The 23,569-nt window shown below is 61.3% G+C and carries 18 protein-coding genes; 3 read left to right on the top strand and 15 right to left on the bottom strand.

Annotation, left to right across the window (positions count from 1 at the left end):
- Window positions 1–16: 16 nt before the first annotated feature.
- The 15 genes from KGJ62_12900 to KGJ62_12830 form a co-directional block, all read right to left on the bottom strand.
- Window positions 17–472: a response regulator gene (locus tag KGJ62_12900; protein MDE2127478.1), complete on the bottom strand. Its 456-nt coding sequence runs from the start codon at window positions 470–472 to the stop codon at window positions 17–19.
- Entirely contained in the window at window positions 462–3,284 is a 2,823-nt protein-coding gene (locus KGJ62_12895; protein MDE2127477.1) for a PAS domain S-box protein, read from the bottom strand. The genes KGJ62_12900 and KGJ62_12895 overlap by 11 nt, the downstream gene beginning before the upstream one ends.
- A gap of 34 nt (window positions 3,285–3,318) precedes the next feature.
- Window positions 3,319–4,146 carry a hypothetical protein gene (locus KGJ62_12890; protein MDE2127476.1) on the bottom strand — a complete coding sequence of 276 codons (828 nt, stop codon included), beginning with the start codon at window positions 4,144–4,146 and terminating at the stop codon, window positions 3,319–3,321.
- The gene (locus KGJ62_12885; GenBank protein ID MDE2127475.1) at window positions 4,143–6,053 is read right to left on the bottom strand and encodes a hypothetical protein; all 1,911 of its coding nucleotides are present in this window, start codon (window positions 6,051–6,053) and stop codon (window positions 4,143–4,145) included. The genes KGJ62_12890 and KGJ62_12885 overlap by 4 nt, the downstream gene beginning before the upstream one ends.
- 29 nt (window positions 6,054–6,082) lie before the next feature.
- The gene (locus tag KGJ62_12880; GenBank protein MDE2127474.1) at window positions 6,083–6,802 is read right to left on the bottom strand and encodes a hypothetical protein; all 720 of its coding nucleotides are present in this window, start codon (window positions 6,800–6,802) and stop codon (window positions 6,083–6,085) included.
- Window positions 6,803–6,806: 4 nt separating this feature from the next.
- Window positions 6,807–8,381 (bottom strand): pilus assembly protein PilM, encoded by a 1,575-nt coding sequence (gene pilM / locus KGJ62_12875; protein MDE2127473.1) that lies wholly within the window; start codon window positions 8,379–8,381, stop codon window positions 6,807–6,809.
- Window positions 8,382–8,419: 38 nt separating this feature from the next.
- Window positions 8,420–8,629, bottom strand: coding sequence for a hypothetical protein (locus KGJ62_12870; GenBank protein MDE2127472.1), 210 nt, complete (start codon window positions 8,627–8,629; stop codon window positions 8,420–8,422).
- Between the two features lie 28 nt (window positions 8,630–8,657).
- On the bottom strand, window positions 8,658–9,263 hold the full coding sequence (locus tag KGJ62_12865; GenBank protein MDE2127471.1) for a hypothetical protein: 606 nt from the start codon (window positions 9,261–9,263) through the stop codon (window positions 8,658–8,660).
- Complete coding sequence (locus KGJ62_12860; GenBank protein ID MDE2127470.1) at window positions 9,260–9,664, bottom strand: hypothetical protein; 405 nt, start codon at window positions 9,662–9,664, stop codon at window positions 9,260–9,262. The genes KGJ62_12865 and KGJ62_12860 overlap by 4 nt, the downstream gene beginning before the upstream one ends.
- Window positions 9,665–9,753: 89 nt before the next feature.
- Window positions 9,754–10,152, bottom strand: coding sequence for a type II secretion system protein (locus KGJ62_12855; GenBank protein MDE2127469.1), 399 nt, complete (start codon window positions 10,150–10,152; stop codon window positions 9,754–9,756).
- 113 nt (window positions 10,153–10,265) lie between these two features.
- Window positions 10,266–10,664 carry a type II secretion system protein gene (locus KGJ62_12850; protein ID MDE2127468.1) on the bottom strand — a complete coding sequence of 133 codons (399 nt, stop codon included), beginning with the start codon at window positions 10,662–10,664 and terminating at the stop codon, window positions 10,266–10,268.
- Between the two features lie 585 nt (window positions 10,665–11,249).
- Window positions 11,250–11,648 (bottom strand): prepilin-type N-terminal cleavage/methylation domain-containing protein, encoded by a 399-nt coding sequence (locus KGJ62_12845; GenBank protein ID MDE2127467.1) that lies wholly within the window; start codon window positions 11,646–11,648, stop codon window positions 11,250–11,252.
- Window positions 11,649–11,942: 294 nt separating this feature from the next.
- Entirely contained in the window at window positions 11,943–12,335 is a 393-nt protein-coding gene (locus KGJ62_12840) for a type II secretion system protein (GenBank protein ID MDE2127466.1), read from the bottom strand.
- Window positions 12,336–12,689: 354 nt separating this feature from the next.
- Complete coding sequence (locus KGJ62_12835) at window positions 12,690–13,910, bottom strand: type II secretion system F family protein (GenBank protein ID MDE2127465.1); 1,221 nt, start codon at window positions 13,908–13,910, stop codon at window positions 12,690–12,692.
- Between the two features lie 6 nt (window positions 13,911–13,916).
- Window positions 13,917–15,626, bottom strand: a complete 1,710-nt coding sequence (locus KGJ62_12830) for a type II/IV secretion system protein (protein MDE2127464.1) — start codon at window positions 15,624–15,626, stop codon at window positions 13,917–13,919.
- A 670-nt stretch (window positions 15,627–16,296) separates the two neighbouring features.
- Here KGJ62_12830 and KGJ62_12825 point away from each other — a divergent pair.
- The 3 genes from KGJ62_12825 to KGJ62_12815 all read left to right on the top strand — a co-directional run bounded on the left by KGJ62_12825 (window position 16,297) and on the right by KGJ62_12815 (window position 23,538).
- The gene (locus tag KGJ62_12825; GenBank protein ID MDE2127463.1) at window positions 16,297–16,971 is read left to right on the top strand and encodes a response regulator transcription factor; all 675 of its coding nucleotides are present in this window, start codon (window positions 16,297–16,299) and stop codon (window positions 16,969–16,971) included.
- Between the two features lie 140 nt (window positions 16,972–17,111).
- Entirely contained in the window at window positions 17,112–19,970 is a 2,859-nt protein-coding gene (locus KGJ62_12820; GenBank protein MDE2127462.1) for a PAS domain-containing protein, read from the top strand.
- A 109-nt stretch (window positions 19,971–20,079) separates the two neighbouring features.
- Complete coding sequence (locus KGJ62_12815) at window positions 20,080–23,538, top strand: response regulator (protein ID MDE2127461.1); 3,459 nt, start codon at window positions 20,080–20,082, stop codon at window positions 23,536–23,538.
- The last annotated feature ends 31 nt before the right edge of the window (window positions 23,539–23,569 follow it).

Raw genomic sequence — 23,569 nt, 5'->3', positions numbered from 1 at the left:
TCGTTGCCTGCCGTCATCAGTTACCTGCGCTCATCGCCGGCAGCTTGACGATGCTCAGCCAGAAGTTCTCGATGGACTGTACGACCTCGATGAACTGATCCAGTTCGAGCGGTTTGTTGATGTAGCAGTTGGCATGCAGGTCGTAGCTCCTCACAATGTCCTGCTCAGCGGCCGAGGTGGTGAGTACCACCACCGGGATTCGGCGCAGGCATGGCGACGCCTTGATCTCCTCCAGCACCTGGCGGCCGTCCATGCGAGGTAGGTTGAGGTCCAGAAGAATTAAGTCCGGTCGTGGCGCTGCCGCGAAGGCGCCCTCCTTCCTCAAGAATGCCATCGCATCCACGCCGTCATTCACCACGTGCAGCGTGTTGACGAGATGGCTCTCCTTCATCGTTTCTCGCGTGAGACGAACGTCACCAGGGTTATCTTCCACGAGCAGTATCTGTACGGCGGATCGATCGTCAGGCTCCATCCGGTTCTCCTTCCGTGCCCGCGTTTAATGTGAACCGGAATGTACTGCCGGCGCCGGCGCCCGACTCCACCCAGATTTGCCCGCCGTGGCGCATCACAATCTTTTTGCATATCGCCAGGCCGATACCGGTACCCGGGTATTGGTCCCGTCCCTGCAGCCGCTGGAAGATCACAAATATCCGTTCGGCATACTGCGGTTCGATGCCGATGCCGTTGTCGCGCACCTGGAACTGCCACTGGCCGGCGGACCGCTCGGCGGCGATATGAACTTTTGGCGCTTCCTCGCCGCGGAACTTGATGGCATTGCCGATCAGATTCTGCATCAGCTGAAGAAGCTGTCCGTCGTCGCCATGTACCACCGGCAGCGGATCGCTGGTCACTTCGGCGCCACACTCGCTTAGAGCCACTTCCAGGTTCTTCAGCGCCGCATCGACTATCGCGTCCATAGCTACTGATCGAAACTCCGCTGCCTGTGTACCAACCCGTGCGTACTTCAGCAGGTCCTGTATCAGGCGCTGCATCCGCGTGACGCCGTCCACGGCGAAGCCGATAAACTCGTCAGCGTCCGAGTCGAGCCGGCCCTTGTACCGCCGCGACAGCAGTTGCGTGTAGCTGGAAACCATTCGGAGCGGCTCTTGCAGGTCGTGCGACGCCACGTATGCAAACTGCTCAAGCTCCGCGTTGGAGTAGGCCAGCTGCTGCGCCTGCTCGCTCAGCGCCTCCGCAGCCAGCGACTGCTCGGTAATGTCGCGGATGTTGGCGACCACGCCTTGAATACCGGGATGGTGGAGCAGCGGCGTGAAGACCACGTCCATGTAGCGAATGGAACCGTCCTTGGCTAGCGCCCGGCACTGCAGTGTGCTGTGGCCGGCGCCGTCTTGTAACAGAGTATCGAAGACATCGGTACCGCGCTCAATATCATCAAACACCACGTTGTCGAAGCCGTTGCCGCCAATCACTTCTTCCGGTTTGTATCCCAGAACCGCTTCGATGGCTGGGCTGATGTACTTGACGGTGCCTTCCTCATCGTATATTGCGATAATATCGGAGCTGCGTTCGATGAGGCACCGGAACCGCTCCTCGCTGTTGCGCAGCGCTTCGGCAGACCGGATTCGATCCATGGCAATACCGGCGATACGGGCGGCAGCGGCAACAAGTCGCTCCTCGGCAGGCTCCGGCTTGTGCGGTGTTGTGTAATAGAAAGCAAATGCACCGTATACGTCGCCCTCACCCGACACGATTGGCTCGGCCCAGCATGCCGCAAGACCAAACTGTAGAGCGGTCTCAGCGTATCCGGTCCAGAGGTTGCTGGTGGCAATATCTTCCACGATGACGCGCTCGCGCCGGAAAACCGCGGTGCCGGAGCTGCCCACACCGTCGCCGATCGCGACGCCGTCAACAAACTGCTTGTATCCCTCCGGCAGGTTTGGCGCCACGGTTGCCCGCAGCACGGTTCGGCTCTCATCCAGCAGCCATACTCCGCACATCAGACCGGGATAGAGCGATTCCACTGTAGTGATCAGCCCTCCCAGTACCTCTTCGGCGGTGGCGCCACGCGCGATCTGCTCCAAAGCCGCCGCGTACGCACCGTTCAGTGTCTGCTCCCGCCGGGTGTCGGTAACGTCGGTGCACAGGCCCACCACCGACCACGACTCCGGTCCGGTGGATGTGATCCTCACATCTTCGTACAGCCATCGAAGCGCGCCGTTGGCGTCGGTGCAGCGAAAACTCTGCCGGTATCCGTCGACGCCATTTTCCAGCGCGTCTATCGCCATTTGATCCATATGCGCCGTGTCATCCGGATGCTTGCTTCGGTACCACGCCTCGGACCAGCGCTCCCCAGGCTGATAGCTCAGCGGCAAAAAGCGTTCGGCCGTCGCCTGGTCTACCGCGTCCACAACCCAGGCAAAGTCGCCCTTGCTCTGGCGAGTCACCGTGGCGCTCCACATCAGGCAATTGGCGCTGCGGACAAAGTGGCGCAGGCTCTCTTCGGCCTGCATCCGGTTTGTGATGTCGGTGCAGATGCCGATATAACCCTCAAACGTACCGTCATCCAGAAACCGCGGTACCGCGTGGTCCAGGATCCAGCGGTATGTGCCATCGCTCCGCAGCATGCGGTACTCAATATCGAAATCGCTGCGCGTCTCACTGGCCGACGCCGTTACCGAGATATACCGATCCCAGTCATCGGGGTGTACGCGTTGACGGGGCTCGGTCGCCAGCTCCTCTTCCAGTGTGCGACCGGTAAACCTCCGCCAGCCTGCACTGAAATATGAACCCAGGTTATCGGCATCGGTCTGCCAGATCATAACCGGCGCACAGTCGGCCATCTGCCGAAAGCGCGCCTCGCTTTCACGCAGCGCTCGCTGCGACTCCTGGGCCTGGCTGCGCATTCGGCGCGCCTCAATTGCCTGGCGGACCGACTCTCCCAATCGTCTCAGGTTGTCTTTGAAGAGGTAGTCGGCCGCTCCCAGGCGCATCGCGTCTACAGCCACATCCTCGCCAACGGCGCCGGTGATGATAATCACGGGCACGTCCAGGTCGGCACTCTTCACCCGGTGCAGCGCCTCCACACCGTTATATTGGGGCAAGTTGTAATCCGAAAGGATAACGTCGAGCTCGGAGTTGAGCTCCGCAGCGAAGGCGGACTCCGAATCGACACGTTTCCAGTCGACGTCGAAGCCCTGCCGTTCCAGTTCGCGAAGCGTCTGTTCCGCGTCGTCCGGGCAGTCCTCCAGCAGCAGCGCCCGGATTCTCATCCGGCCGCTGCTGCCGAGGGCCGCTCTTTCTGACTGTGCTGGCGCCAGCGTCATTGCGCTCTATTCCTCGTCCAGGACTCGCGTCGAGCTACGGCGCTGCGGTCCCGCACTGCTCGGTTTGAGCCATCATGTAGTACTGGCGCCACCGTGCCACATATCGGCTGGTATCCGGCGGCGACGCGTCCATCGCCGAGGTTACGGTATGGGGCGCTACGCCACCCGCCGGCGCCATTCCCGGAAGCGTAACCGCTGCCGGCTGAAGCGCGCCTACAGGTACGCCAGGCGCTTGCGGCGCCACATGCACCACCGGCGGCTGTACTCCGGGCGCCAGCGTGCCGGGTATCGAGAAAACGGCGTCGTGGCCAACAGGTACAAAGGTATCCTGGCCACTGCAGGTCAGGTAGACCCCGCCATCCGAGATCCGGTGCAGAGTAACCGTGGGCACCACTTGCTGCCCGGATGTTCTCGGCTCCACGGCGGCGCCAACCTGAAACACAGCGACGGCTGGTGAGCCGGTTATTACGCCCTGCAGCTGCACCGATACCGGTACCAGCTGCACCGCCGGCGGGGGAATGTGCCCGCCGCCCAGACCGCTTGCCACCATCGGCGACGGCACGACCGGCTTTATCTGCATTGCGGCGGAGTGCAGAGATGCGCCGGGTACCGGTGGCTTGAATGGGTCAGCCGGCAGGGCAGGTATCGGGTTCAGCATGTCCGTACTGCTTACGCCGGCAGCCCCGGCCGGAGCAGAGGCCGAAGCCGTCTGCACCGGCGCGGAGGTGCTAACCGCCGCCGAAGGTTTGCTGTGTCCCATCACCTTGGGCAGCTGAAACACAGCCAGGTAGAGAACCACGATGCCCAGCGCGCCAAGAATGGCGTATAGCTTCGGCTTGTCCTCGGCTCGAATCGGTGTCATTTGGAGTGCTCCATGCCCTGCTGCTGCGCATGCTCTGCGTTCGCGTCGGGCCCACCCAGCACGTCTGCGCTGGGTCCGGGATGCTGTGCATCCACGATGTAGGGAGTGATGAAGACCAGAATCTCACTGTGTTTGCGGTCCGTCGACGTATTCTTGAACAGCTCTCCGATGATCGGGATGTTCGAGAGGAACGGAATAGCGGAGATCGTCTTGGTCATCTCATCCTTGATCAGGCCGCCGATCACCACCGTTTGACCACTCTTCACCATGACGGTGGTTTCGGCTTCGCGAGAAGCGGTCTGTGGAAGGTTGTCGGTGCCGATCGAGGTAACGGTGCTGACCACGGGATGCACGTGCATGGTGATCTCGCCATTGGCGTTCACCCGCGGCCGAACCAGCAGAGCAATGCCTACCGGGAACTCCACCACTTGAAGTGTGGTTCCGGAGAGGCCGGCCTGCGAGATGGTGGTTCTCAGCGTATCGCCGATGAAGATGCTGGCGCTGTCGTCATCCAGCACGCCTACGGAAGGATCGGCCAGTATCTTGGCATCGGAGTGCGTCACCATGGCATTCAGAATGCTCTGGAACGACCATGGCACGCGGCTGAAGTAGGCGAAGTCGGGCCCGGTGGTGTTTGCTGTCGCACTGGCCACGGGCGTGCCCTGCTTGGCTTCCAGGAACTGGAACGGGGTCCAGCTGAACTGCATACCAAGGTTCTCGGCCCTCTCTGGAGAGGTATCCACTACCTCAACGCGTACCATCACCTGCTTCGGTGGGATATCCACCTTGTCGAGCAAGCGGATAGCCGCATTCAGATCTTGTGGCAGGCCGTAAAGCACCAGTGTGGTGGATCGGTCGCCATCTTTCGGTTTGGGAATCGTGGGGTCGGCGTTCAGGGTAGAGCCGCCGCCGGACGACCCGGCCGCGCCGCCGCCGGCTCCGCCCGCGCCACCCGCGCCGCCGCTTCCGCCACCGCTGTTGGAGGTCGAAGCCGACAGGGTGTTGCCGCCAAGTGGCGTGAACGACGGCGCCTTCGGTGTATACCGTTCCGGTCCCATCACGGTAAACACGTTGGGCATGGCGGTCTGCATAAACTTCACCAGCTGCGGTGCGCTGCTGTACTTGATGTGGTACACGCTGTACCGGCGATCGGGATTCTCATCCTGGCCCGGGATATCGGCAGCTTTTACGGTGCGGCTGGCTTCCTCAACCAGCGCACGTGGCCCTGCTATACCAACCACGCCACCAGGCTTGGCGCTGTCGCCCACCGATTGCACCTTAATGCCGGGATACATCGCCAGCAGCATCTTTGCTACCTGCGCCGACGAGACGTGTGTCAGCTCCACCACCCTGGTCACCGGCTGGCCGGCGCCGCCCGGACGATCCGAGTCGGCAAGGATAGTGCGCGCCTGGGCGATGTCTTCATCGGACCCAATTACCAGCACCTCGTCGCCGGCAGGGCGCGCCGTCAGATAGGGCAGGGCCGATTCCAGCATGCTCGCGGCGTCGGACGCAGAGAGCAGGTTGAGAGGCAGATGCGCTCGCGTGGCGAATGGCTCGAGGGCCTGGCGGAGGTCTTTCGGCTCTGCCACCACATATGTGCTTCCGACCTCGCGAAATGCCAGGCCGGCTGCCGCCGTGATGTAGCCCAGTGCCGTCTGAACATCCGGCGCCGTCACGTTGATCGATATCATCCGCTTCATCTGCGCTGGAAACACGATACTGGCGCCCGACTTCAGGCTCAGCGCCTGAAGCACGTCGGATGCATCGGTATTTGAAAAGCTCAGGCGTATGCCGGAGGCTGAAGCCATATGGTCGAAGTGCGTTCGCGGTACCGGGGCGGCGTTTACCGCGCCTCCGGCAATGACGGCACACAGACCGATTGTGATTATGGATGGGGATTTCACTCGTGGTCTCCTTGGGTGATTGTGCTGGGCTACCGGCCCATGCTAGCAGGCGTTACAGATGCGACCCGCTCTATACGGGGCATCGAATGCGAATTCATGGCGATTGGCGCCGCGGCGCCGTTGGAAGCGGCAGGTCCGTTCTGCAGCGGCTGGATGTTGGCTTGCGGATCGATATCCGGATCGGCATCCACGTCCTGGCCGGCAGGCACGATGAAGCGGGTTACGGTGAACGAGAGGTCCGTAACCGGCCAGCCGTTTGTGCGCTGCCAATGGAGGTCGTCCAGTGCCAGAAGGCGGCGATACCGCGCCAGGTTGTAGAGGAAAGTGCGTGCATGCGCAAAGGTGCCGTTGATCTCGATCAGATTGGTCATCGGCGAAACACCGGTTGGGAACTTGGAGCCCGGCGCACCCTTGGTTGCGCTTCCCGGTCCGGTGGTTGGCGCTGTCTGACCGACCGACCAGCGCACCAGGCTGACCTTGGAGGTGTCGGCAATGACGCGCAGGGCGTTCACAAACTGCGCCTGCTCCATATTCGAGTCGGCCACAACCGGCACCCGCGCGGACTTTGGCCGGTTGGCCAGGTCGCGCAGGGCGTTTTGCAGGTCGGAGATTTGGGCAGTGCCACTGGCCTCCTGGTACCTCAGGTTGGTAAGCCGCATGAACTCGAACATGCCGATTCCCACGGCGAAACAGCAGCACAGCACCGGAGCGGCGACCGTGCCTATCTTGTAAATCAGCTTGCGATCCATGGAACTAGCCTCCCTGCTTCACACCGCCTACCGTGGCCGCCGGCGCGCCGGCGAGGTAAGCGGATATCTGGAAGTGTACGACTTGCTTCTGATGCTGTTCATTAGTCGAGTCGAATGAGTCGAGCGAGGCGCCCTGCAGCTGCGTCGAGTCGCGCAGATGCTCCAGCGTCTGAATAACCGCCTGGTTGGTGGCGGCATCGCCGGTAAGCACAAGCTTGGCCCCCGGGTCGAGCCGTGCGTCGCTAAGCCCGGCTTTCTCGGCCATCGATTGCGCTACGGCATCCATGACCCAGGGCAGTGGGTAACCCTGGCCGGCCAGAGCCTTGGACAGGGAGTCCTCATGCTGGGCTCTGGCGACCTCGGCGCCGCGCTGCTGTTGAAGTCCAGCAATGCTCTGCTTTTGCTGCGATACGGCCGCCTGAACCACGTTGGCATGGATTCCAACAGCCACGGCGATGATAACGCCGGCGGCGACAGCCGCGATGGAGATCGCCAGCGCGCCCACAAGTTTGCGGCGCTCAAACTCTACGGCGTCGGCTGCCCGATTGCGTTTCGCGAGATCGAATCTCGGAACGGTGTTCGGATGGGAGGCCAGGTTGTGCATTGCCAATCCGGCTGCCGCGGCATACCTGCAGTTACTTTCGCCTGGCGCGGCGCCGTCGCTGAGGATCTGCGGTGACGCCAGCGTGACGGGCAGCCGCAGCGTATTTCCAAGCCAGTCGGCCAGTCCGGCCAACTCGGCATCCTGCACCACCAGAACCACGTTCTCAGGCTTTACGGCTTCGGGGAACTGGCTCCCGTAGTAGTCCAGCGAGCGCCGGAGTTCGGTGGCGAGGTTCATTGCCGACACCACATTGAATCCGGGCCCGGTCTGCACCACCGGGCCGGTCAGCGGATCCGCGGAGAGGCCCGGCTGAGCGCCGACCAGCTGCCTTGCGCCTACGTCAATCCGGCGATACAGCCGGATCGCACCCTGGCTGGTAACCGCGAGTTCGGTCTGCTCCGATCCCACAGTTACGGCAATTGCCGCCTCGATCTGGCCGGCCTCCTGAGCCGCCAACCGGTACATCGCCAGCAGCTCCGGCTCAAGTCCTACCAATCGCAGCCCAGCCCGCTCGGCAGCATCGCAGTAGCCATCTACAAGCGATTGTTCGGCAGCCGAGACGAGAACCTGCGGTGATGGGTCGGTGCGGTTGCCGTCGCGCTGCTGCAGGCGCAAGTAGTCGATGGCGTTGTTGGCGGTGGTTACGATGTGATAGTGTTCAAGCTCTCCCTCGATAACCGTACGCATCTCAGCATCCGGCGCCGGCGGCGCCTCAATGACGTGCGTCATTACGCCGCGAGCGCTGATCGACATCACCACGTCGGTGGGGCCATCCACAGGTCCGACCAGCTCGCGCAGAGCCGCAACCAGAGCGTCTGGCTGCATGATCCGTCCCGCATCGATCGCGCCGGCTGGCAGCGGTACTTCGCGGGCGTTGGCGAACTGCGGCGAACTCCATGCGCCGCGAGCTTCGATGGCGCGCACGCCCAGCGGATGGACGTGGATGCCGAGTATCGGTTTTTTAGGAACTCGCATTGGGTATCTCTCCTCCCCGATGACTTCCGTTCTGGTGGCTAGGCCGTTCGCGTTGCGCCAACGCCGCAGAGCCCCTGCGGCGCACACGTACGCTCCTCATCGCGCAGCTGCGTTCGGCAGTATTCCGACAGCTTCTCAAACGCCGACAACTGGTCCAGGGACATGTCGCACGGCGCGTTCATCAGAATCTCCAGGAGACCCAGTGCTTCGTTGCTGCTGAGCCTCACGCCGCGAAATCGTTCTATCATTGCAATAGCCCTTTCGGCTGCCGGCGCCCTAGTGGTAAGGGCTGCAGCGCATGCGTACCTGGGTGTTCAGTGTGCGGCTGTAGCCGTTCTGTGCCACAGTTGCCGAGATCGCCACAGCCGCCAGTTCCGGTAACTCGGCGCTGGTCGGCGCCTGTGGATTGGCGGTTGTGGTCCATGAACTGGCCGGCGCGTTGTACTCGCCGCCGGATGTGTAGTAGGTGAACTGCAGGCTGGTCACGTTCTCAAGCAGCGCCGTCGTTGTGGCGCCCACGGTCTTTTCCAACGTGTTGTTGCTGGTGTCCAGCCAGAACTCGGCGGTGTCGCCGGAGCTGTCGGTATAGATGGTCACGCTGTTCGCGGTGGCCGCGGCAACGGCTGAGTACGTGTTTTGCCCGCCGCCCATGCTCCCGCCGCTTGTCGTGGCGTACAGCTGCGCCATTCGGATGTTGTCGGCAAGTTCGTCCACCGTGCGCCGTGCGTTTGCCAGGTTGGCGTCACTCTCAGATATCAGCGATCGCGAGCGGTAGGTGGTCATGACGAGGGTGGCGAGCGCCGCGCCGATTAGAACCATAATTGCCGAGGCGACCAGCGCTTCCGTGAGCACCTGGCCGCGGTGATTAGCATGCGGCTTCATATTCCATCCCTCGCAAGGTAGGTAACCGTTTGGTACAGTTGGCGCCCATCGCTGATTCGCGTCACGGTGACGGTAACTGTACGGAGCGCGTCGTCGGCCCATGTTTGGCCGGTGGTCGCCCCGCTGGATTTGTCACTGACCACCGAGACGGTCACCTTGAACTGGGCGTTGGCGGGCGTCAGCGTCTGGTTGACTTCGTTGTGGTCGTAGTAGTAGATCACCGGGTTATTGACCGGCGCTTCGGCGGTGTCGTAGAATCCCGTCTCGTGCACCTGTTCAATGGCGCTGCGACCCAGGTTGTAAGCCACACCCTGGTCGTCCGTAAGGCGATCCATGTTGTACGCGAAGTACCACATGCTCACCACCGAGGCCACCGAGATGGTGACGATAAGGGAAGTCACAAGCGCTTCAATGAGCGTGAAGCCCGGACGCGTTCTCTTCCGGGTTGCTGGTTGGACTCTGATTTGCATCTCTCTGCCGTGGGCCTCCGTTATGGTGTGTCGATGCCGGGGGCGTACTTGGGATGTCCGCTGGCGCTGCAAGAGACCACGATCTGTCCATTCGGCACCAGCTGGCCATTGTTGGCCGTGGCCGAGCCGTTGGAGATTGTAATGGAGTACGTGCCGCCGTCCGGGCATACCGGTGTCGTCGGCAGCAACGCTCGTAGACTCGCGATCGAGGTGGTATAGGTGTGAGCGGAACTGCGCAGCCGGTACTGCTCCTCCGCGTTTGCAACCGACTGCTCATTGGAATAACACTGTTGATAGTCGCCGTTAGCTATTGCATGGGTGTAGAGGACGGTCGCAAGACCCATCATAACGCTCATGATGATCAGGACGACGAGTATCTCGATGAGCGTGAAGCCCTGTGTTCGATTTCGTTTCTTCATTGCCGGCGCCCCGCGGGGCAGTTCCTGAATTCGTATGCTGTCTCGCTGGAGTGAATTGCCGGCAGCGACCCAAAACGGGCGCCGCTGCCGGCGATTCGGCGTGTGTCTGACGCCTAGTTGCTGTCTACGCCCGGCTCAAAGGTGCCGTGAACCGTACAGGCAACCTTGAACGTGGTGTTGTCGCCGCTGCTGCCCTGCTCGATGCTATAGGTACCGGCAGTTGGGCAGACCGGCTCTGCCTTCAGGTCGGGCTCTACGGTCGGGCCAATGGCTGCGCCGATCGCAGTCGTGTAATCCGCCCAATTGCCTTCAACGCGGGCCGCTTCTACAGCGTTCGCGATGGTCTGCATGTTGGCGCGGCACGTCTTTTTCTGTGAATCGGCGACGGCTGCCAGGTAGAGAGGAAGTGCGACCGCCATAAGGATCGAGAGGATCAGCACAACGACCAAAAGCTCGATGAGCGTAAAGCCCTTGCGACCCCGGAGGTTTCGCGCATGTTTGACAGACTGCATTACGGTCTCCTTCAGTTCTTCTGAGGTTCGTGGGACACGGTGCCCCGATGTGGAAGTGGATCGTGGCCGTGCCGCTTGCGGCAAGCCTTGACCGATGTTATCGCCCTGGTATCGTGTGGTGAACGGACGCGGTACGGCAGTGGATGAGGACTCGGCGGAACAAGCGGCCATGCCGCGCAATCTCGGCAGATTGGGGCCCTGCGTGTGCCGGCAGCCCGTCCTTCGGTTCCTCGCTGAGTTTGTGTCACGTCTGATCTTCACATTGAACGCCGCGGACTGCTCACCACAGATTGTGTTGGCGGCTTAACCGCTTCGGCGCGATACAGGTATTGTGCGGTTGCTAGTACTAATTGTTGAGGACGCTTTGACCCTAAGCGGGCTGTTTGGGCGGGTACTTTTGACCTACGGCCTGTTCCGGCCTCGAACCGCCGCGGGATGGTCGCGATCTTGTTAGCGGCCAGCGCCCGGCGGTAAGCGATCAGACATCTCCGTCCTTGGGCTCACGGAGGGCAAATAAAAGGCGCGAACGGCCCGGCAGCGCGCCCGAGTGGCGCAGCTGCCGGACCGCCCGGATGCAAGGCGAGACTAGTTGCTGTCTACGCCAGGCTCAAAGGTGCCGTGAACCGTACAAGCAACCTTGAACGTGGTGTTGTCGCCGCTGCTGCCCTGCTCGATACTATAGGCGCCGGCCGTTGGGCATACCGGCGTCGCTTTCAGGTCGGGCTCTATGGTTGGGCCAATCGCGGCGCCGATGGCGGTCGAGTAGTCGGCCCAATTGCCTTCAACTCGCGCGGCCTCTACGGCGTTGGCGATGGTCTGCATATTTGCGCGACACGTCTTTTTCTGTGAATCAGCCACGGCGGCCAGGTAGAGTGGAAGCGCCACGGCCATAAGAATAGAGAGGATCAGCACAACGACCAGAAGCTCGATGAGCGTAAATCCCTTGCGACCAGCGAGGCCGCGCTTGCGGTTGACAGACTGCATTACGTTCTCCTTGAAGAGTTCCGAGTGATTTGGGGGAGCCTTTGGCTCCGGCTGAGGTTTGGCAGGGACCGCACTAACGCGGCCCGGAAGTTGGAGCAGGCTTAATGCTGCGCTGGGTGCCGAATTTCGGCCGTTGGTGACGCAGAAGTAGGCCCATGGGGCGGCCGCATCGCGCTGTCATAACCTGGCAGGTAGTTAGCGCGTAGTGACCGGGCGAAATCGATGGCTGACCGTCACCTCCTCGTAGTGAGCCCGCTTACGAACGCGGACCTGGCGTAGCGCTGTCGGCTGCGTCTACTGGTTGTCCTGTCCCAGCTCATAGGTGCCGTGCAGCGTGCAGGCAACCTTGAATGTGGAGGCGTCGCCGCTTGAGCCGTCCACCACGGAGTAGACGCCGCCACTCGGACACCTCGGCTCCGTTGCCAGATCCGGCTCTGTGCCCGGACCGATCGGCTGGCCAATGTACGCAGAATAGTCCTGTGACATAGCGCGGACGCGGGCGCTTTGAATGGCAAACGCAATCACCTGAAGGTTCGCCCGGCATACCTTCCGCTCTGAATAGGCCACTGCGCCAAGATAGATCGGCAGCGCGATAGCCATCAAGCAAGAAAGAATGAGGATGACGACCAACAATTCGATCAGCGTGAACCCGCGCCGCCGGTGTTTGGTGGCAAATGTTCGTGTCATCGTGTTCGTGCTCTTGGACGGAAACTGCCCGTCCGGCGCGGAGTCAGCCCGCGTACTGCTGGTTCGAACAGTGTTAGAGTGCACTTGCCTGTGGCATGTGATGCGCCAAATGCGGCCCATCGCACGGAGCGGTTCAGGAACTTAAGTCCCTGGTGTGCCGGCGCCCGCCGTCGACTGCCGGCGCTTGCCGGTTGGCCGAAGATATGCTCAGGCAACGATTGGCTCGCCGCAGGGTAGGGCGGCTGTGGTCCTTGAGGGGTTATGCGATTGGACCACGGTGGGACGAACGCAAAACGCACCGGCTACTGCACGCGCAGTAGCCGGTGCGTTCAGGCAGCTATGCTGCTCCCTTGGCTACGGGCGGCGAACAACCTGTGTCAGGTTGAATACCGGCATGTACAGAGCCAGGAGGACGAAGAGCACGATGCCGCCGACCACCACGGTCATCGCAGGTTCCATGATGCGTGTGAGTTGGCCCACCGTGTACTCGATATCGCGATGGAAGAAGTGGGTCACCTCTTCCAGCATCTCGTCAAGGTTTCCGGACTGCTCGCCGGCGGCCACCATTTTGGTGACGATCGGCGGAAACTGTCCCGAAGACTCCAGGGGGCCACTCAACGTAGCGCCTTCCTTGACCGCGGTGGAGACACTGGTAACGGCATCCATAATGATCACGTTGCCGGAAGTCTGCGCCGCTGTGGCCAGGGCGCGAAGTATCGGCACTCCGGCCTTGATGGCGCCCGCCAGGGTTTCCGTAAACCGGGCAATTGCGATCTTGCGGTTCAGCTTGCCGAGTACGGGCACCTTCAGTTTGACGGTATCCCAAACCCATCGGCCCTTCTTTGTCTTGACCCATGCCTTCAACAACAGCGCTACACCGATCATGGCCGGGATGACAATCCACCAGTACCCCATGACAATGGCGCTGAGATCGATCAGCATCTGCGTTATCGGCGGGAGCTTGGCGCCAAAGTCCTTGTACACTTTGGCAAACACCGGGACGATGAATACCAGCATGAACATCACGACCAGAATTGACGCGATGAACACGATAATCGGATAGACAAACGCCGCCTTCACTTTGTCGCGCAGGTCGGCTTCCTTGTCAAACTGCGTTGCCGCTACTTCCAGCGTCTGGTCCAGCACGCCACCCGTTTCGCCGGCGACAACCAGCGAGCAGTAGGTCTCGTTGAATATCTTGGGATGCTTCTTCAGCGAGTCGGCCAGCGTCATGCCGGAGAGCACATCCACCCTCACCTGCTTGAGCGCGTTGGCCAGCGCGATGTTCTCGGTCTGCGAGGATACGGCGGAAAGGCACTCCACGATTGGCAGGCCGGCACGGACCAGCGTCGCCAACATGCGGCTCATCACCACCATGTCCTTCAGCTTTACCTTGCGGCGCTGGAACAGTCCGGCCGGCCGCTGTTCGATCGGTCCAGCCTGTTCACGCACCGTTGTAAGGTACAGGTTCTTGTTGCGCAGAAGTGTGCGTACTTCAGCGACGTCTCCGGCTGGCAGACTGCCCGACGTCATCTTTCCTGCAAGATCCCGCGCTGTGTATTGATAGTTCGGCATTGGGTTCTACTCCTCGGCAAACAGGACGCGCGCGACCTCTTCCGGCGTCGTAACACCGGCGAGTACCTTGCGGCGCGCCGACTCTCGCATTGTAATCATTCCTTCTGCTATAGCCTGGCCCCGCAGCTGCGCTCCATCGGCGCGCTTTAACACCAGCTCGCGAAGTGCGTCCGACATCGGGGTGATTTCGTATACGGCAGTTCGGCCCTTCATTCCACGCTGCCCACATTTGTGGCAGCCCTTTCCGTGCGCCAGCATTGGCAGCTTGTTGCCCTTTACGGGCAGGTCGAGCGCCTCAACCATCGCTCGTGTGGCTTGCATTTCTTCCTTGCAGTTGGTGCAGATTGTACGAAGAAGGCGCTGCCCGACCACACCGACCATCGCGGAGCTGATAAGAAACGGTTCCACGCCCATGTTCTGAAGGCGTGTCAATGAACTGGGTGCATCGTTGGTGTGCAGCGTGGAGAGCACCAGGTGTCCGGTGAGCGCAGCCTGAATGGCAATCTCGGCGGTCTCACCATCACGAATCTCGCCTACCATGATCACATCGGGATCTTGACGTACCAGTGTGCGAAGGCCCGCCGCAAACGTGACGCCGATCTGCGGCACCACCTGCATCTGGTTGACGCCGCGCAGCTCGTACTCCACCGGGTCCTCAATGGTATTCACATTCCGGCTGCTGTCGTTCAGCAGATTGAGCGCCGCAAACAGGGTCGTGGACTTACCGGACCCGGTGGGACCCGTCACCAGGATGATGCCATGCGGCCGTTTGAGGAACCGATCAAATTGTTCTTGCTGTTCCGGGAACAGCCCGAGCCGGTCGCGACTGGCGAACGCGCTCGATTTTGCGAGAACGCGCATAACCACCTTCTCGCCCCACTTGACCGGCATAATGGAGACGCGGAGGTCGAAGTCGACGCCGTCCTCCGTGCTGAACGCAAACCTGCCATCCTGCGGCCGCCGGCGTTCGGCGATGTTCATGCCGGAAACAATCTTGATGCGCGAGACCACCGCCGGCACGTGCTGTCGCGGGATCGTCATCTGTTCGTACAGCAGACCGTCCTGGCGGAACCGCACGCGGACCGTATCTTCTTGTGGTTCGATGTGGATGTCGCTGGCTCCGGACGTGACGGCAGCCTGTACGATTCCGTTCACCAGGCGGACGATAGGCGCATCTTCAGCCAGGTCGGCGAGTTCGTCGGGAGAGAGCTCCGCTTCAACCGTCGAGATGATATTGATCTCGTCGAGTGCCGACTGCGCCTTGCCACGAATATCGTAAACGCGATTGATCGCGTCTTGCAGGTCCGACTCCAAAGCCAGATACTGCACAATAGGCCGGTTCAGCCTTAGCCGAAGGTCGTCAACGGTGTCCAGATCCAGTGGATCGGCCATCGCCACTTCAAGGGCGTCCCGGCTCTCGGCAAACGCCAGCACCTGTTTGCGCCTCGCGATGCGCTCTGGGATCAACTGTGATGCAGTCGCGTCCACCACACGGTCGGCGAGACAGACGTAGGGGAACCCGGTGGCGGCCTCCAGGTAATCGCCGAGCACCTGTGGTGTCGCGACGTTGAGGCTTACCAGCGCCTGGCCCAGGAATGTGCCGGTTTGTCGCTGATACTCTTCGGCGCGCTCCAGCTGATGCGAATCGATGATCTCATCTTCGATCAACAGTTCCGCCAGCCGGCCGCTCGTCAGTCGTATTGCTGCCTGTGCCAACACCACCTCCGCTCATTGACGCACTGCGCGTCCAACTGTAACGTACTTTTGCCGGCTGTGCTGCGCAGGTACTTCCGACCGCAAACTGCCACCGGCATTCCGACTTTTCGATCCCCGCATGGTCCGCCGGGACCGTGCTCCGGGTCTATGCATACCGCGGCTGCCGGATGAGCTCTGCCGAACTCGCGCAAGCCTCACAACTTCCTCGCGTTCGATGTTGCAATGCGTCCCGGAAACGCCGGCATGCGTCCGGAACGGTATCAGCAGGTTTCGGGAAGCCATCGGCGCCTCTGGGAGGGACTTCCGACCCAGTCCAGCCTCCTCAGGCGCGCGTATACATAAAAGTTGCGGGGCGATAGTGGGCTCCAGCCCATGATGTCGCTGCCGACACACGGGTGCCGATGGGCCGCCCACTCCCGGGCTTTCGGCCCGAAACAGGCTCACTGTCACGGCCCTTTTGTACGTGAAGTTTTGTCTGTGTTTTTGGCACCGTTTTTCGCGCCAATTCCTCGTGAATTGGCACTAATTGCCGCCGGATTCGTGCTTCCTAATCGCCTGTAAAGTGCAGGTGGGCCGCCGATCTGTGCCGTTTGGCCCGATGTGGGAGTGATATACTTCGCCTGGGTGCGGCACTATATCACTGCAGGTGCACAAAGGCGGTAACGATCCCATGCCAAACATTCGCGTTGTAATAGCCGAGGACACGACACTGGTCCGGCAGCTGCTTGCGCATCAACTGGCGGCTGAAGGCGATATCCACGTGGTCGGTGAAGCGCCGGACGGCCGTGTGGCTGTAGAACTGGCTGACCAGCTCCGCCCGAACGTGGTGCTGATGGACCTGGATATGCCGGTGCTGAACGGAGCGCAAGCTACCGAAAAGATCGCGGCGCGGGTGCCGCAAAGCCGCGTGCTTCTACTGACCTCACATAGTGAACTCGCCTCTATTGGCCGCGCTGCCGGCGCGTACGACTGCCTTGACAAAGGCTGTACACGCCAGGAGTTGGTTGCCGCAATCCGCCGAGCTTATGCCGCGTCCGTGGCTGTAGATGCCTCCGACGCCTCGGCCCCAGATCACCAGGTGGCGATCGAGCGGCTGGCAAACCGCGCCGGGCTGAGCCCAAGAGAGCGCGTGGTTGTGGAGAAGGCGGTCACCACGGAATACACGATACAACAGATTGCCAATCGGCTCTCTCAGGAACTGAAGACGGCCGTTACCGAGTCGTCTGTGAAGCACGCGCTCGACCGTGGCATGGTCAAACTGAACATCGAACCGAAAACGCGGTATGCGCTGGTACGCCACGTGCTTGAGTTTGAGGATGAACTTGGGCGGCAGCGCCGCGCGTGACCGGCTACCCGCAAGCTTGAAGTAACAACGAAAACGTTAGCTGGGAGTTCTCGATGGCTAGCCTGCAAAACAGGGCAAAACAGGGTCAAAAGGCGGCGCCGGTTTCATCGAGGCGGCGTCGTACTCCCGGCGGTCGGGCCGTGACCGTACGCTCAGAGAGCTCGGCAACGTTAGCGCGCCAGGGTTTCAAGACGCCGTTTGCACCCTTCGAGTCAGCCTTTCTCAGCGCACCTGTCGCGACACTTTTTACCGATGGCGCCGGCCTGGTGACCGCTGCCAACCGTGCCGCAGGCGCCATCTTCCAGTCTCTGCCGCATCGGCTGGTCTCGCGCTCCATGCAGGCTCTGTTTCATCCGGATAGCGAGCCGCTGCTGGGCGCAGCCCTGGCCGAGCAGCAGCGCAGCGAAAAGCCCGTAACCGTTACTGCCCGTACCATGCTGGGTGTATCGGTACGAGTAACGGTGCAGGATTGCTCGGAAGCGGGCCACAACGTGGCGGCCTGGTACCTGGTGGCGGATGATTCAACTGTACAGCAATCCGTCGCGGCCGGAGCGCTCCAACTCGAAGCCCTTCACGATATCGATCAACCGGTTTTGGCATCCGATCTTCAGGGTCGACTGACATTCGCCAACACCTCTGCTCTCGCCTTGTTGCGGCAGCCGTACGATGCTGCATTGGCCGGACGTACCGCGGAGGCGATTGTCGCCGCCGAAACGGCCGAAATGATCCGCCGGGTCGAGGTCGAGGTGGCGGAGTCCGGACAACCTCAGCGCGACGTGCAAGAGGCATGGGAGTTGGCCGGTGGTGACCGCTATCAGTTGGTGGTTCGAAGAGCGCCATTGCGCAACGCGGTGGGCAAAGTAACCGGCGTCGTCACGTTCCTCCGTCACGCAGGCGCCGAACGGTTGGGTTGGCAGCAGAGTCTGGACAGCGACCAGGTGTTGGCTGCCTTTGCTGCACAGGCCCCCGCCATTGTATGGGTAACGGACCGCGATCTGACGATGATCTCGGCTTTCGGCACGGGTCTGCGCGCCTCCGGCGTGCCATCTGAGGACCTGATTGGCCGATCAATGGCCGATATTATCGGCATCTCGGAGGATGCTCCAACTGCAATGGCCGCTCACCGGCGTGCTCTGGCGGGTGATACGGTTGGGTACGAGATCGAGTGGCAAGGTCAGTACTATCACTGCCAGGTGGATCCGCTCCGCGACTCTTTGCAGCAGATTACCGGCGTTGTAGGCGCGGGAGTGGACGTCACCGCTCTGCGCCGTGCCTCAGCCGTGAGCGAAGACGAGCGCAACTTGCTGCGGACGCTCATCGATAATCTTCCGGACCTCATATATGTAAAGGATGTCACCGGGCGATACATGGTGACGAACGAGGCTCACCGTGCGATGACCGGACCTGAGCCGGCAATTGGCCGTTCCGATTTCGAATTGATGCCGTACGCCCTGGCCGCGGCAGGGCAGGTCGACGAGCAGCAGGTGCTGACCACCGGTGAGGCACGTCACTCGGAAGGACCTGCCGTTGATTGTCACGGCCAATGGCGGTGGATGGCTTCGATGCGGTGCCCACTGCGAGATGCAGATGGCCAGGTGATAGGAATTGTTGGTGTCAACCGCGACATCACCGACCGGAAGAAGGCAGACGCGGAGCGGCAGGACCTGTTGTGCCGCGAACAGCTTGCCCGTGCCGAGGCGGAGCGTGCTACAGAGCAGGAACGACATCTGCGTAGTATCACCGATACCGCTTTGGCGCAGCTGCCACTGGACGAGCTGTTGGCTGAACTGTTAAGACGCATCCGCGAAATCCTCAACATCGAGAGCCTTGCAGTGCTGCTGGGCGCGGCCGACACCGACATCTACGAGGTGAAGGGAACGCTTGGCTACAGCGGGGCCATGGGACAGAGGCTAGGGGCAAACCGCACCGTTACTTCAGAGGACCTTGCCGAAGATTCCCGTACGCTCGTGGGACTTTGCTCGGCCATTCAGAATGCGGCCGGCGAACCGAGGTTCGCGCATGTGGAGTTGAAAGCCGAAGGACGGTGCATCGGTCTGCTGCGCGTTGGCTCCCGCACGGCATCCGGCTACTCGGCCGAAGATGACGAGCTGCTTCAACTGGTGGCAGACCGATTGGCGCTGGCCATCGACCGAACACGCCTCTACCAGGCCCTACAGGAGGAACTCGCCCAAAAGATGGCTGCCGAACGTACGATCCGGCGGATGAATGCCGATCTGGAGGCCAGAGTGAAGCAGCGCACTCGCGAGTTGGATGTCGCCGTAAAGGATTTGGAGGACTACAGCTATATGGTCTCGCACGATCTCGCCGCTCCGCTGCGCGCGATCGACAACTTTGCCAAAATCATCGATGACGACCATGGCGCAGATCTCTCGGATGACGCCAAGGGGTGCCTTGAGCGCGTACGCCGCAACGCCGATCATATGGGCAACCTCCTCAAGGACCTGCTGGAGTTCTCGCGCACCAGTCGTCAGGCGATAAAGCTGCAGCCGGTAGCCATTGACGAGATGGTGCGCAACATCGTTGCCGATCAGGTGGCCGGAGCCATGGGGACCAGCGCCGCATTTCAGATCGGCCAGCTTCCCGTCTGCCAGGGCGATCCAACCCTACTGCAAATGGTCTTTACCAATCTCATCGTGAACGCCATCAAGTTCTCGAGCAAGGTGAAGCAACCACAAATTGCGATTGACACCGTACAACAGGCTGATGATGCAACGGAGACAATATTCTTCGTGCGCGACAACGGCGTGGGCTTTAACATGAAGTACGCCGCCAAGCTTTTCAAGGTGTTTCAGCGCCTTCACAGCGTCGAGCAGTTCCCCGGCACCGGCGCAGGGCTGGCTATCGTCCACAAGATAGTCACCCGTCATGGTGGCCGCATTTGGGCCGAAGCCGAAGTGAATGCCGGCGCCTGCTTCTATGTGGCCATACCCAAGGGTACGGCTGTACCGGGCAGTTCTGCACAGGAAACCGAAGCCTGAGCATACAGTTAACGAACCGCAAGAGCAACCACCACATCACCCAGGGTCTGCCGGCTCGAAAGAACCGGAAGTGCCTGCCAAACCTCACCCATCTGGAGAGATGTATCCCATGTCACGACCGCTGAATGTACTGCTGCTGGAAGATAATGCCACCGACGCGGAGTTTATCCTCCGCGCTCTCACCGATTCCGGGTTCGAAGTGGTTTCAAACCGCGTTGAGAACGAAGCCGACTTTGTGGCTGCGCTTTCGCCTGATCTGGATGTCATTCTGGCGGACTACAGCCTGCCGCAATACAACGGGCTGGAGGCGCTGAAGGTTCTGCGCGAAATGGCGTTCGACACGCCGTTCATCTTTATTGCAGGGGCGATTGGAGAGTCGCTGGCTGTGGAAGCCATCCGGCTTGGCGCGGCGGACTACCTTTTGAAAAACAGTCTTACGCGCCTGGGTCAGGCCGTCTCGCAGGCTACGCAGAACCGCCAACTGCGTCAGGCACGTCGCCACGCCGAAGATGCCCTGCGTCGCGCCAAGGCCGAGCTGGAACTCCGCGTACAGCGTAGAACCGCAGAACTGAATGCGGCCAACGAAAAGTTGACGGAAGAGATTCGCGAGCGTAATTGGCTGGACAGCGTTCTCAAGCAGAGTGAGCACCGGCATCGGATGCTGGCCCGAGCTGCAAACGATGCACTGTGGGATCGTGACCTCACCACGCAGGAACTGGTATGGAGTGAGGGATACACCGCGCTGTTCGGGTACGATACCACTGAGAGCGCGGTAACGCTTTCGCAGCATATCGATCGCATTCATCCGGAAGATCGTGATCGCATTATCAAGAGCCTGAACGACTTTGTGCAGGCTCGCGGTACCTACTGGACGGAAGAGTACCGATACCACTGCGCGGATGAGCGTGTGGCGCATGTGCTGGACCGCGGCTACCTGGTCACTGAAGATGGCGGTGAGCCGGTGCGTATGGTCGGTGCAATAACCGACATGACGCACCGACGCCGGGCCGATGAAGCGATGGCCGAACTGGAGCGCCGAGCCACATTGGAAGAAGCCGTGGGCACCGCAATCACCAGCAGTCATGCTCTGCGGCCCATGCTTCAGAACTGTGCGCAGGCGGTGGCGGAGCACTTTGGCGCCGCACGTGTTCGCATCTTCACGTGTGACGTTGCAGCATCCATGCTGAATCTTGAGATCAGCGAAGGCAGCGCACCCGATCCACCGGGTGAGCAGCACGTTCCAATCGGGCGATTTGCAGTAGGACGAGTTGCACAGGATCGCAAGCCGATTATGGCGTCCACCGTGTCTGCCGACCAGGACAGTTGCGATGCCGAATGGGCACAGCGCGAAGGCATTAGCGCCTATGCCGGCTATCCACTGATTGTGGAGCGTGAGCTGGTCGGAGTACTGGAGGTATTCAGTCGCACTCCGATGACGGTGATGCGGTTTGAAGCGCTGGCGGCTGCAGCTGACGGTATCGCCCTTGCGATTGATCGCTCCCACAACGTGCGCCAGCTTTCTGAGCAGAGTGAAGCACTCGCCAAGGCGCTTAAGGACGCGGAAAACGCCTCCCGGATGAAGAGCGACTTCGTGGCCACTATGAGCCACGAGATTCGCACGCCGCTCAACGGAATTGTTGGCGCTGCCACGCTGTTGAATGGTACGCCCCTGAGCGAGGAGCAGCGCGGATTCATGCAGATGCTGCAGACGTCTGCGGAGTCACTTCTCGAGATCGTCAACGACATCCTGGATTTCTCCAAGATCGAAGCCGGAAAGCTGCAGCTGGAATCGGCGCCATTCAGCTTCGCTGAGATGGTGGCCAACAGCACCGCCATGATGGCCACGCGGGCCGAAGAAAAGCGACTGGACCTCGTTCTGCGCGTTTCACCGGCTATGCCCACGGCCCTCCGTGGAGACAGCGCCCGCATGCGCCAGATTCTACTGAACCTGATCAGCAACGCCATCAAGTTCACCGAGGTCGGTCACGTCTTCGTGAACGTGGACGTGGAAGATGACCAGGGCGACAGAATCACCGTGGTGACGCGTGTGGAAGATACCGGCATCGGTATTGCACCGGAGAAGCTGGATCACATCTTCGACATGTTCACGCAGGCCGACAGTTCCACCACTCGCCAGTTCGGCGGTACGGGCCTCGGTCTCGCGATCTGTAGGCAGCTGGTCCAGTTGATGGGTGGCGAGATTACCGTGAGCAGCACGGTGGGGCAGGGCACGGCATTCGCATTCACGCTGACGCTGCCCGTGGCGGAGCGAAGTTTCGAGCCGGCGCCGATACCGCTGGAGCTGGCGAACGCGCGCGTCCTGCTGGTGGGCGAAAACGCCCTGCACCGCCGGGTGGTTCGCGAGATCATCACCGGCCGTGGCCTTCGGACCTCCGAATGCGAGGCGATTTCCGATTGCGCCGACTCTGCGATCCGAGCCGCTCACGATGGTGACCCGTTCACCGTTGTGGTGGCCGACACATCGCGTCGGACGGAGACGCTCGGCGAAATCCTCGAGGCTGTTCAGTCCGCCGGTGTCTCGATGGCGGTGGTTGCGCTGAGTTCACGTTCGGCGCAGCACAATGAGCGCTACTCCGGCCATGCGAACGTGGTCGCCGTGCCGATGCCGATTGTGCCCGAAGCTCTCTTCGACGCCATGGCGCGCGCCTTCCAGGCAGCACATCCCACAAGCGGTTCGGCGGAACTCTCGTCGGCAGAGCTTACCGAACTGGCCGGCGGTCTGCCGCCGGTGGTGGTCGCGCCTCCGGTACAGGCGCCCGTCGTGGCGGCGCCGGCCACCATTGCCGCCAGCATCCTGGTCGCCGAAGACAATATGGTCAACCAGCAGGTGGCGCGGCGTATGCTGGAGAAGCTCGGCTGCACCGTCGATCTCGTCAGCAACGGCAAGGACGCCGTGACGGCGCTGGGTGAGAAGCACTATGACGCGATCTTCATGGATTGCCAGATGCCCGTGATGGACGGATATGAGGCCACCGCGGAAATCCGGCGCATCCAGGCCGATACGGGCTTGCATGTGCCGATCATCGCGATCACGGCGAACTCGATGAAGGGTGACAAAGAGAACTGTATAGCTGCCGGTATGGATAGCTACATTTCGAAACCCATCCGCGAGCAAGAGCTGCGTGACGCGCTGAACCTTCATGCGCCACATCTGTTCGAGACCGCCGCCGCCCCAACCGAGATCGAGTCGGTACCGGAGCCGGAGCCTGCGGGTATGCCGGCCGCGCCACTACCGGAAGCGATGAGCGTTGAGCCGGAGTTTGTGAGGTCGCTGATGCCGTTGGTGGAGAGCGAGTGTCCGGCGCTGTGCAACGGCCTACGCCGCTCGGCGCGTACGGGCGATGCCGAAGGTGTGCGCCGAATCGCACACCAGATCAAGGGCACAGCCCTCATGCTGAACGCCTACCGGTTTGCCGATGTGGCCGCCAAGCTGGAAGACATGGGCCGGCGCGGCAATCTGAGCGGCGTCGACGGCCTGTTGAATGAACTGGATCATGAGTACGACGTCCTGCACGATGCACTGGAGAAGTACGCGGCTACCGCATAATCCTTCAAGCCTGTGCGGTGGAGCAATACCT

This window comes from Armatimonadota bacterium, assembly GCA_028871815.1.
In the GTDB taxonomy this organism is placed as follows: Bacteria; Armatimonadota; Chthonomonadetes; order Chthonomonadales; family Chthonomonadaceae; genus REEB205.
The sequence above is the reverse complement of the archived record's forward strand: the minus strand, read 5'-3'. Positions and strand labels throughout refer to the sequence as shown.

What these genes read in the sequence shown, in the direction of transcription:
- KGJ62_12865 (MDE2127471.1), bottom strand. Translation starts at nt 9,263, where the DNA reads ATGAAGCCGCATGCTAATCACCGCGGCCAGGTGCTCACGGAAGCGCTG.
- KGJ62_12895 (MDE2127477.1), bottom strand. Translation starts at nt 3,284, where the DNA reads ATGACGCTGGCGCCAGCACAGTCAGAAAGAGCGGCCCTCGGCAGCAGC.
- KGJ62_12825 (MDE2127463.1), top strand. Translation starts at nt 16,297, where the DNA reads ATGCCAAACATTCGCGTTGTAATAGCCGAGGACACGACACTGGTCCGG.
- pilM (MDE2127473.1), bottom strand. Translation starts at nt 8,381, where the DNA reads ATGCGAGTTCCTAAAAAACCGATACTCGGCATCCACGTCCATCCGCTG.
- KGJ62_12845 (MDE2127467.1), bottom strand. Translation starts at nt 11,648, where the DNA reads ATGCAGTCTGTCAACCGCAAGCGCGGCCTCGCTGGTCGCAAGGGATTT.
- KGJ62_12880 (MDE2127474.1), bottom strand. Translation starts at nt 6,802, where the DNA reads ATGGATCGCAAGCTGATTTACAAGATAGGCACGGTCGCCGCTCCGGTG.
- KGJ62_12870 (MDE2127472.1), bottom strand. Translation starts at nt 8,629, where the DNA reads ATGATAGAACGATTTCGCGGCGTGAGGCTCAGCAGCAACGAAGCACTG.
- KGJ62_12850 (MDE2127468.1), bottom strand. Translation starts at nt 10,664, where the DNA reads ATGCAGTCTGTCAAACATGCGCGAAACCTCCGGGGTCGCAAGGGCTTT.
- KGJ62_12890 (MDE2127476.1), bottom strand. Translation starts at nt 4,146, where the DNA reads ATGACACCGATTCGAGCCGAGGACAAGCCGAAGCTATACGCCATTCTT.
- KGJ62_12815 (MDE2127461.1), top strand. Translation starts at nt 20,080, where the DNA reads ATGTCACGACCGCTGAATGTACTGCTGCTGGAAGATAATGCCACCGAC.
- KGJ62_12835 (MDE2127465.1), bottom strand. Translation starts at nt 13,910, where the DNA reads ATGCCGAACTATCAATACACAGCGCGGGATCTTGCAGGAAAGATGACG.
- KGJ62_12840 (MDE2127466.1), bottom strand. Translation starts at nt 12,335, where the DNA reads ATGACACGAACATTTGCCACCAAACACCGGCGGCGCGGGTTCACGCTG.
- KGJ62_12855 (MDE2127469.1), bottom strand. Translation starts at nt 10,152, where the DNA reads ATGAAGAAACGAAATCGAACACAGGGCTTCACGCTCATCGAGATACTC.
- KGJ62_12900 (MDE2127478.1), bottom strand. Translation starts at nt 472, where the DNA reads ATGGAGCCTGACGATCGATCCGCCGTACAGATACTGCTCGTGGAAGAT.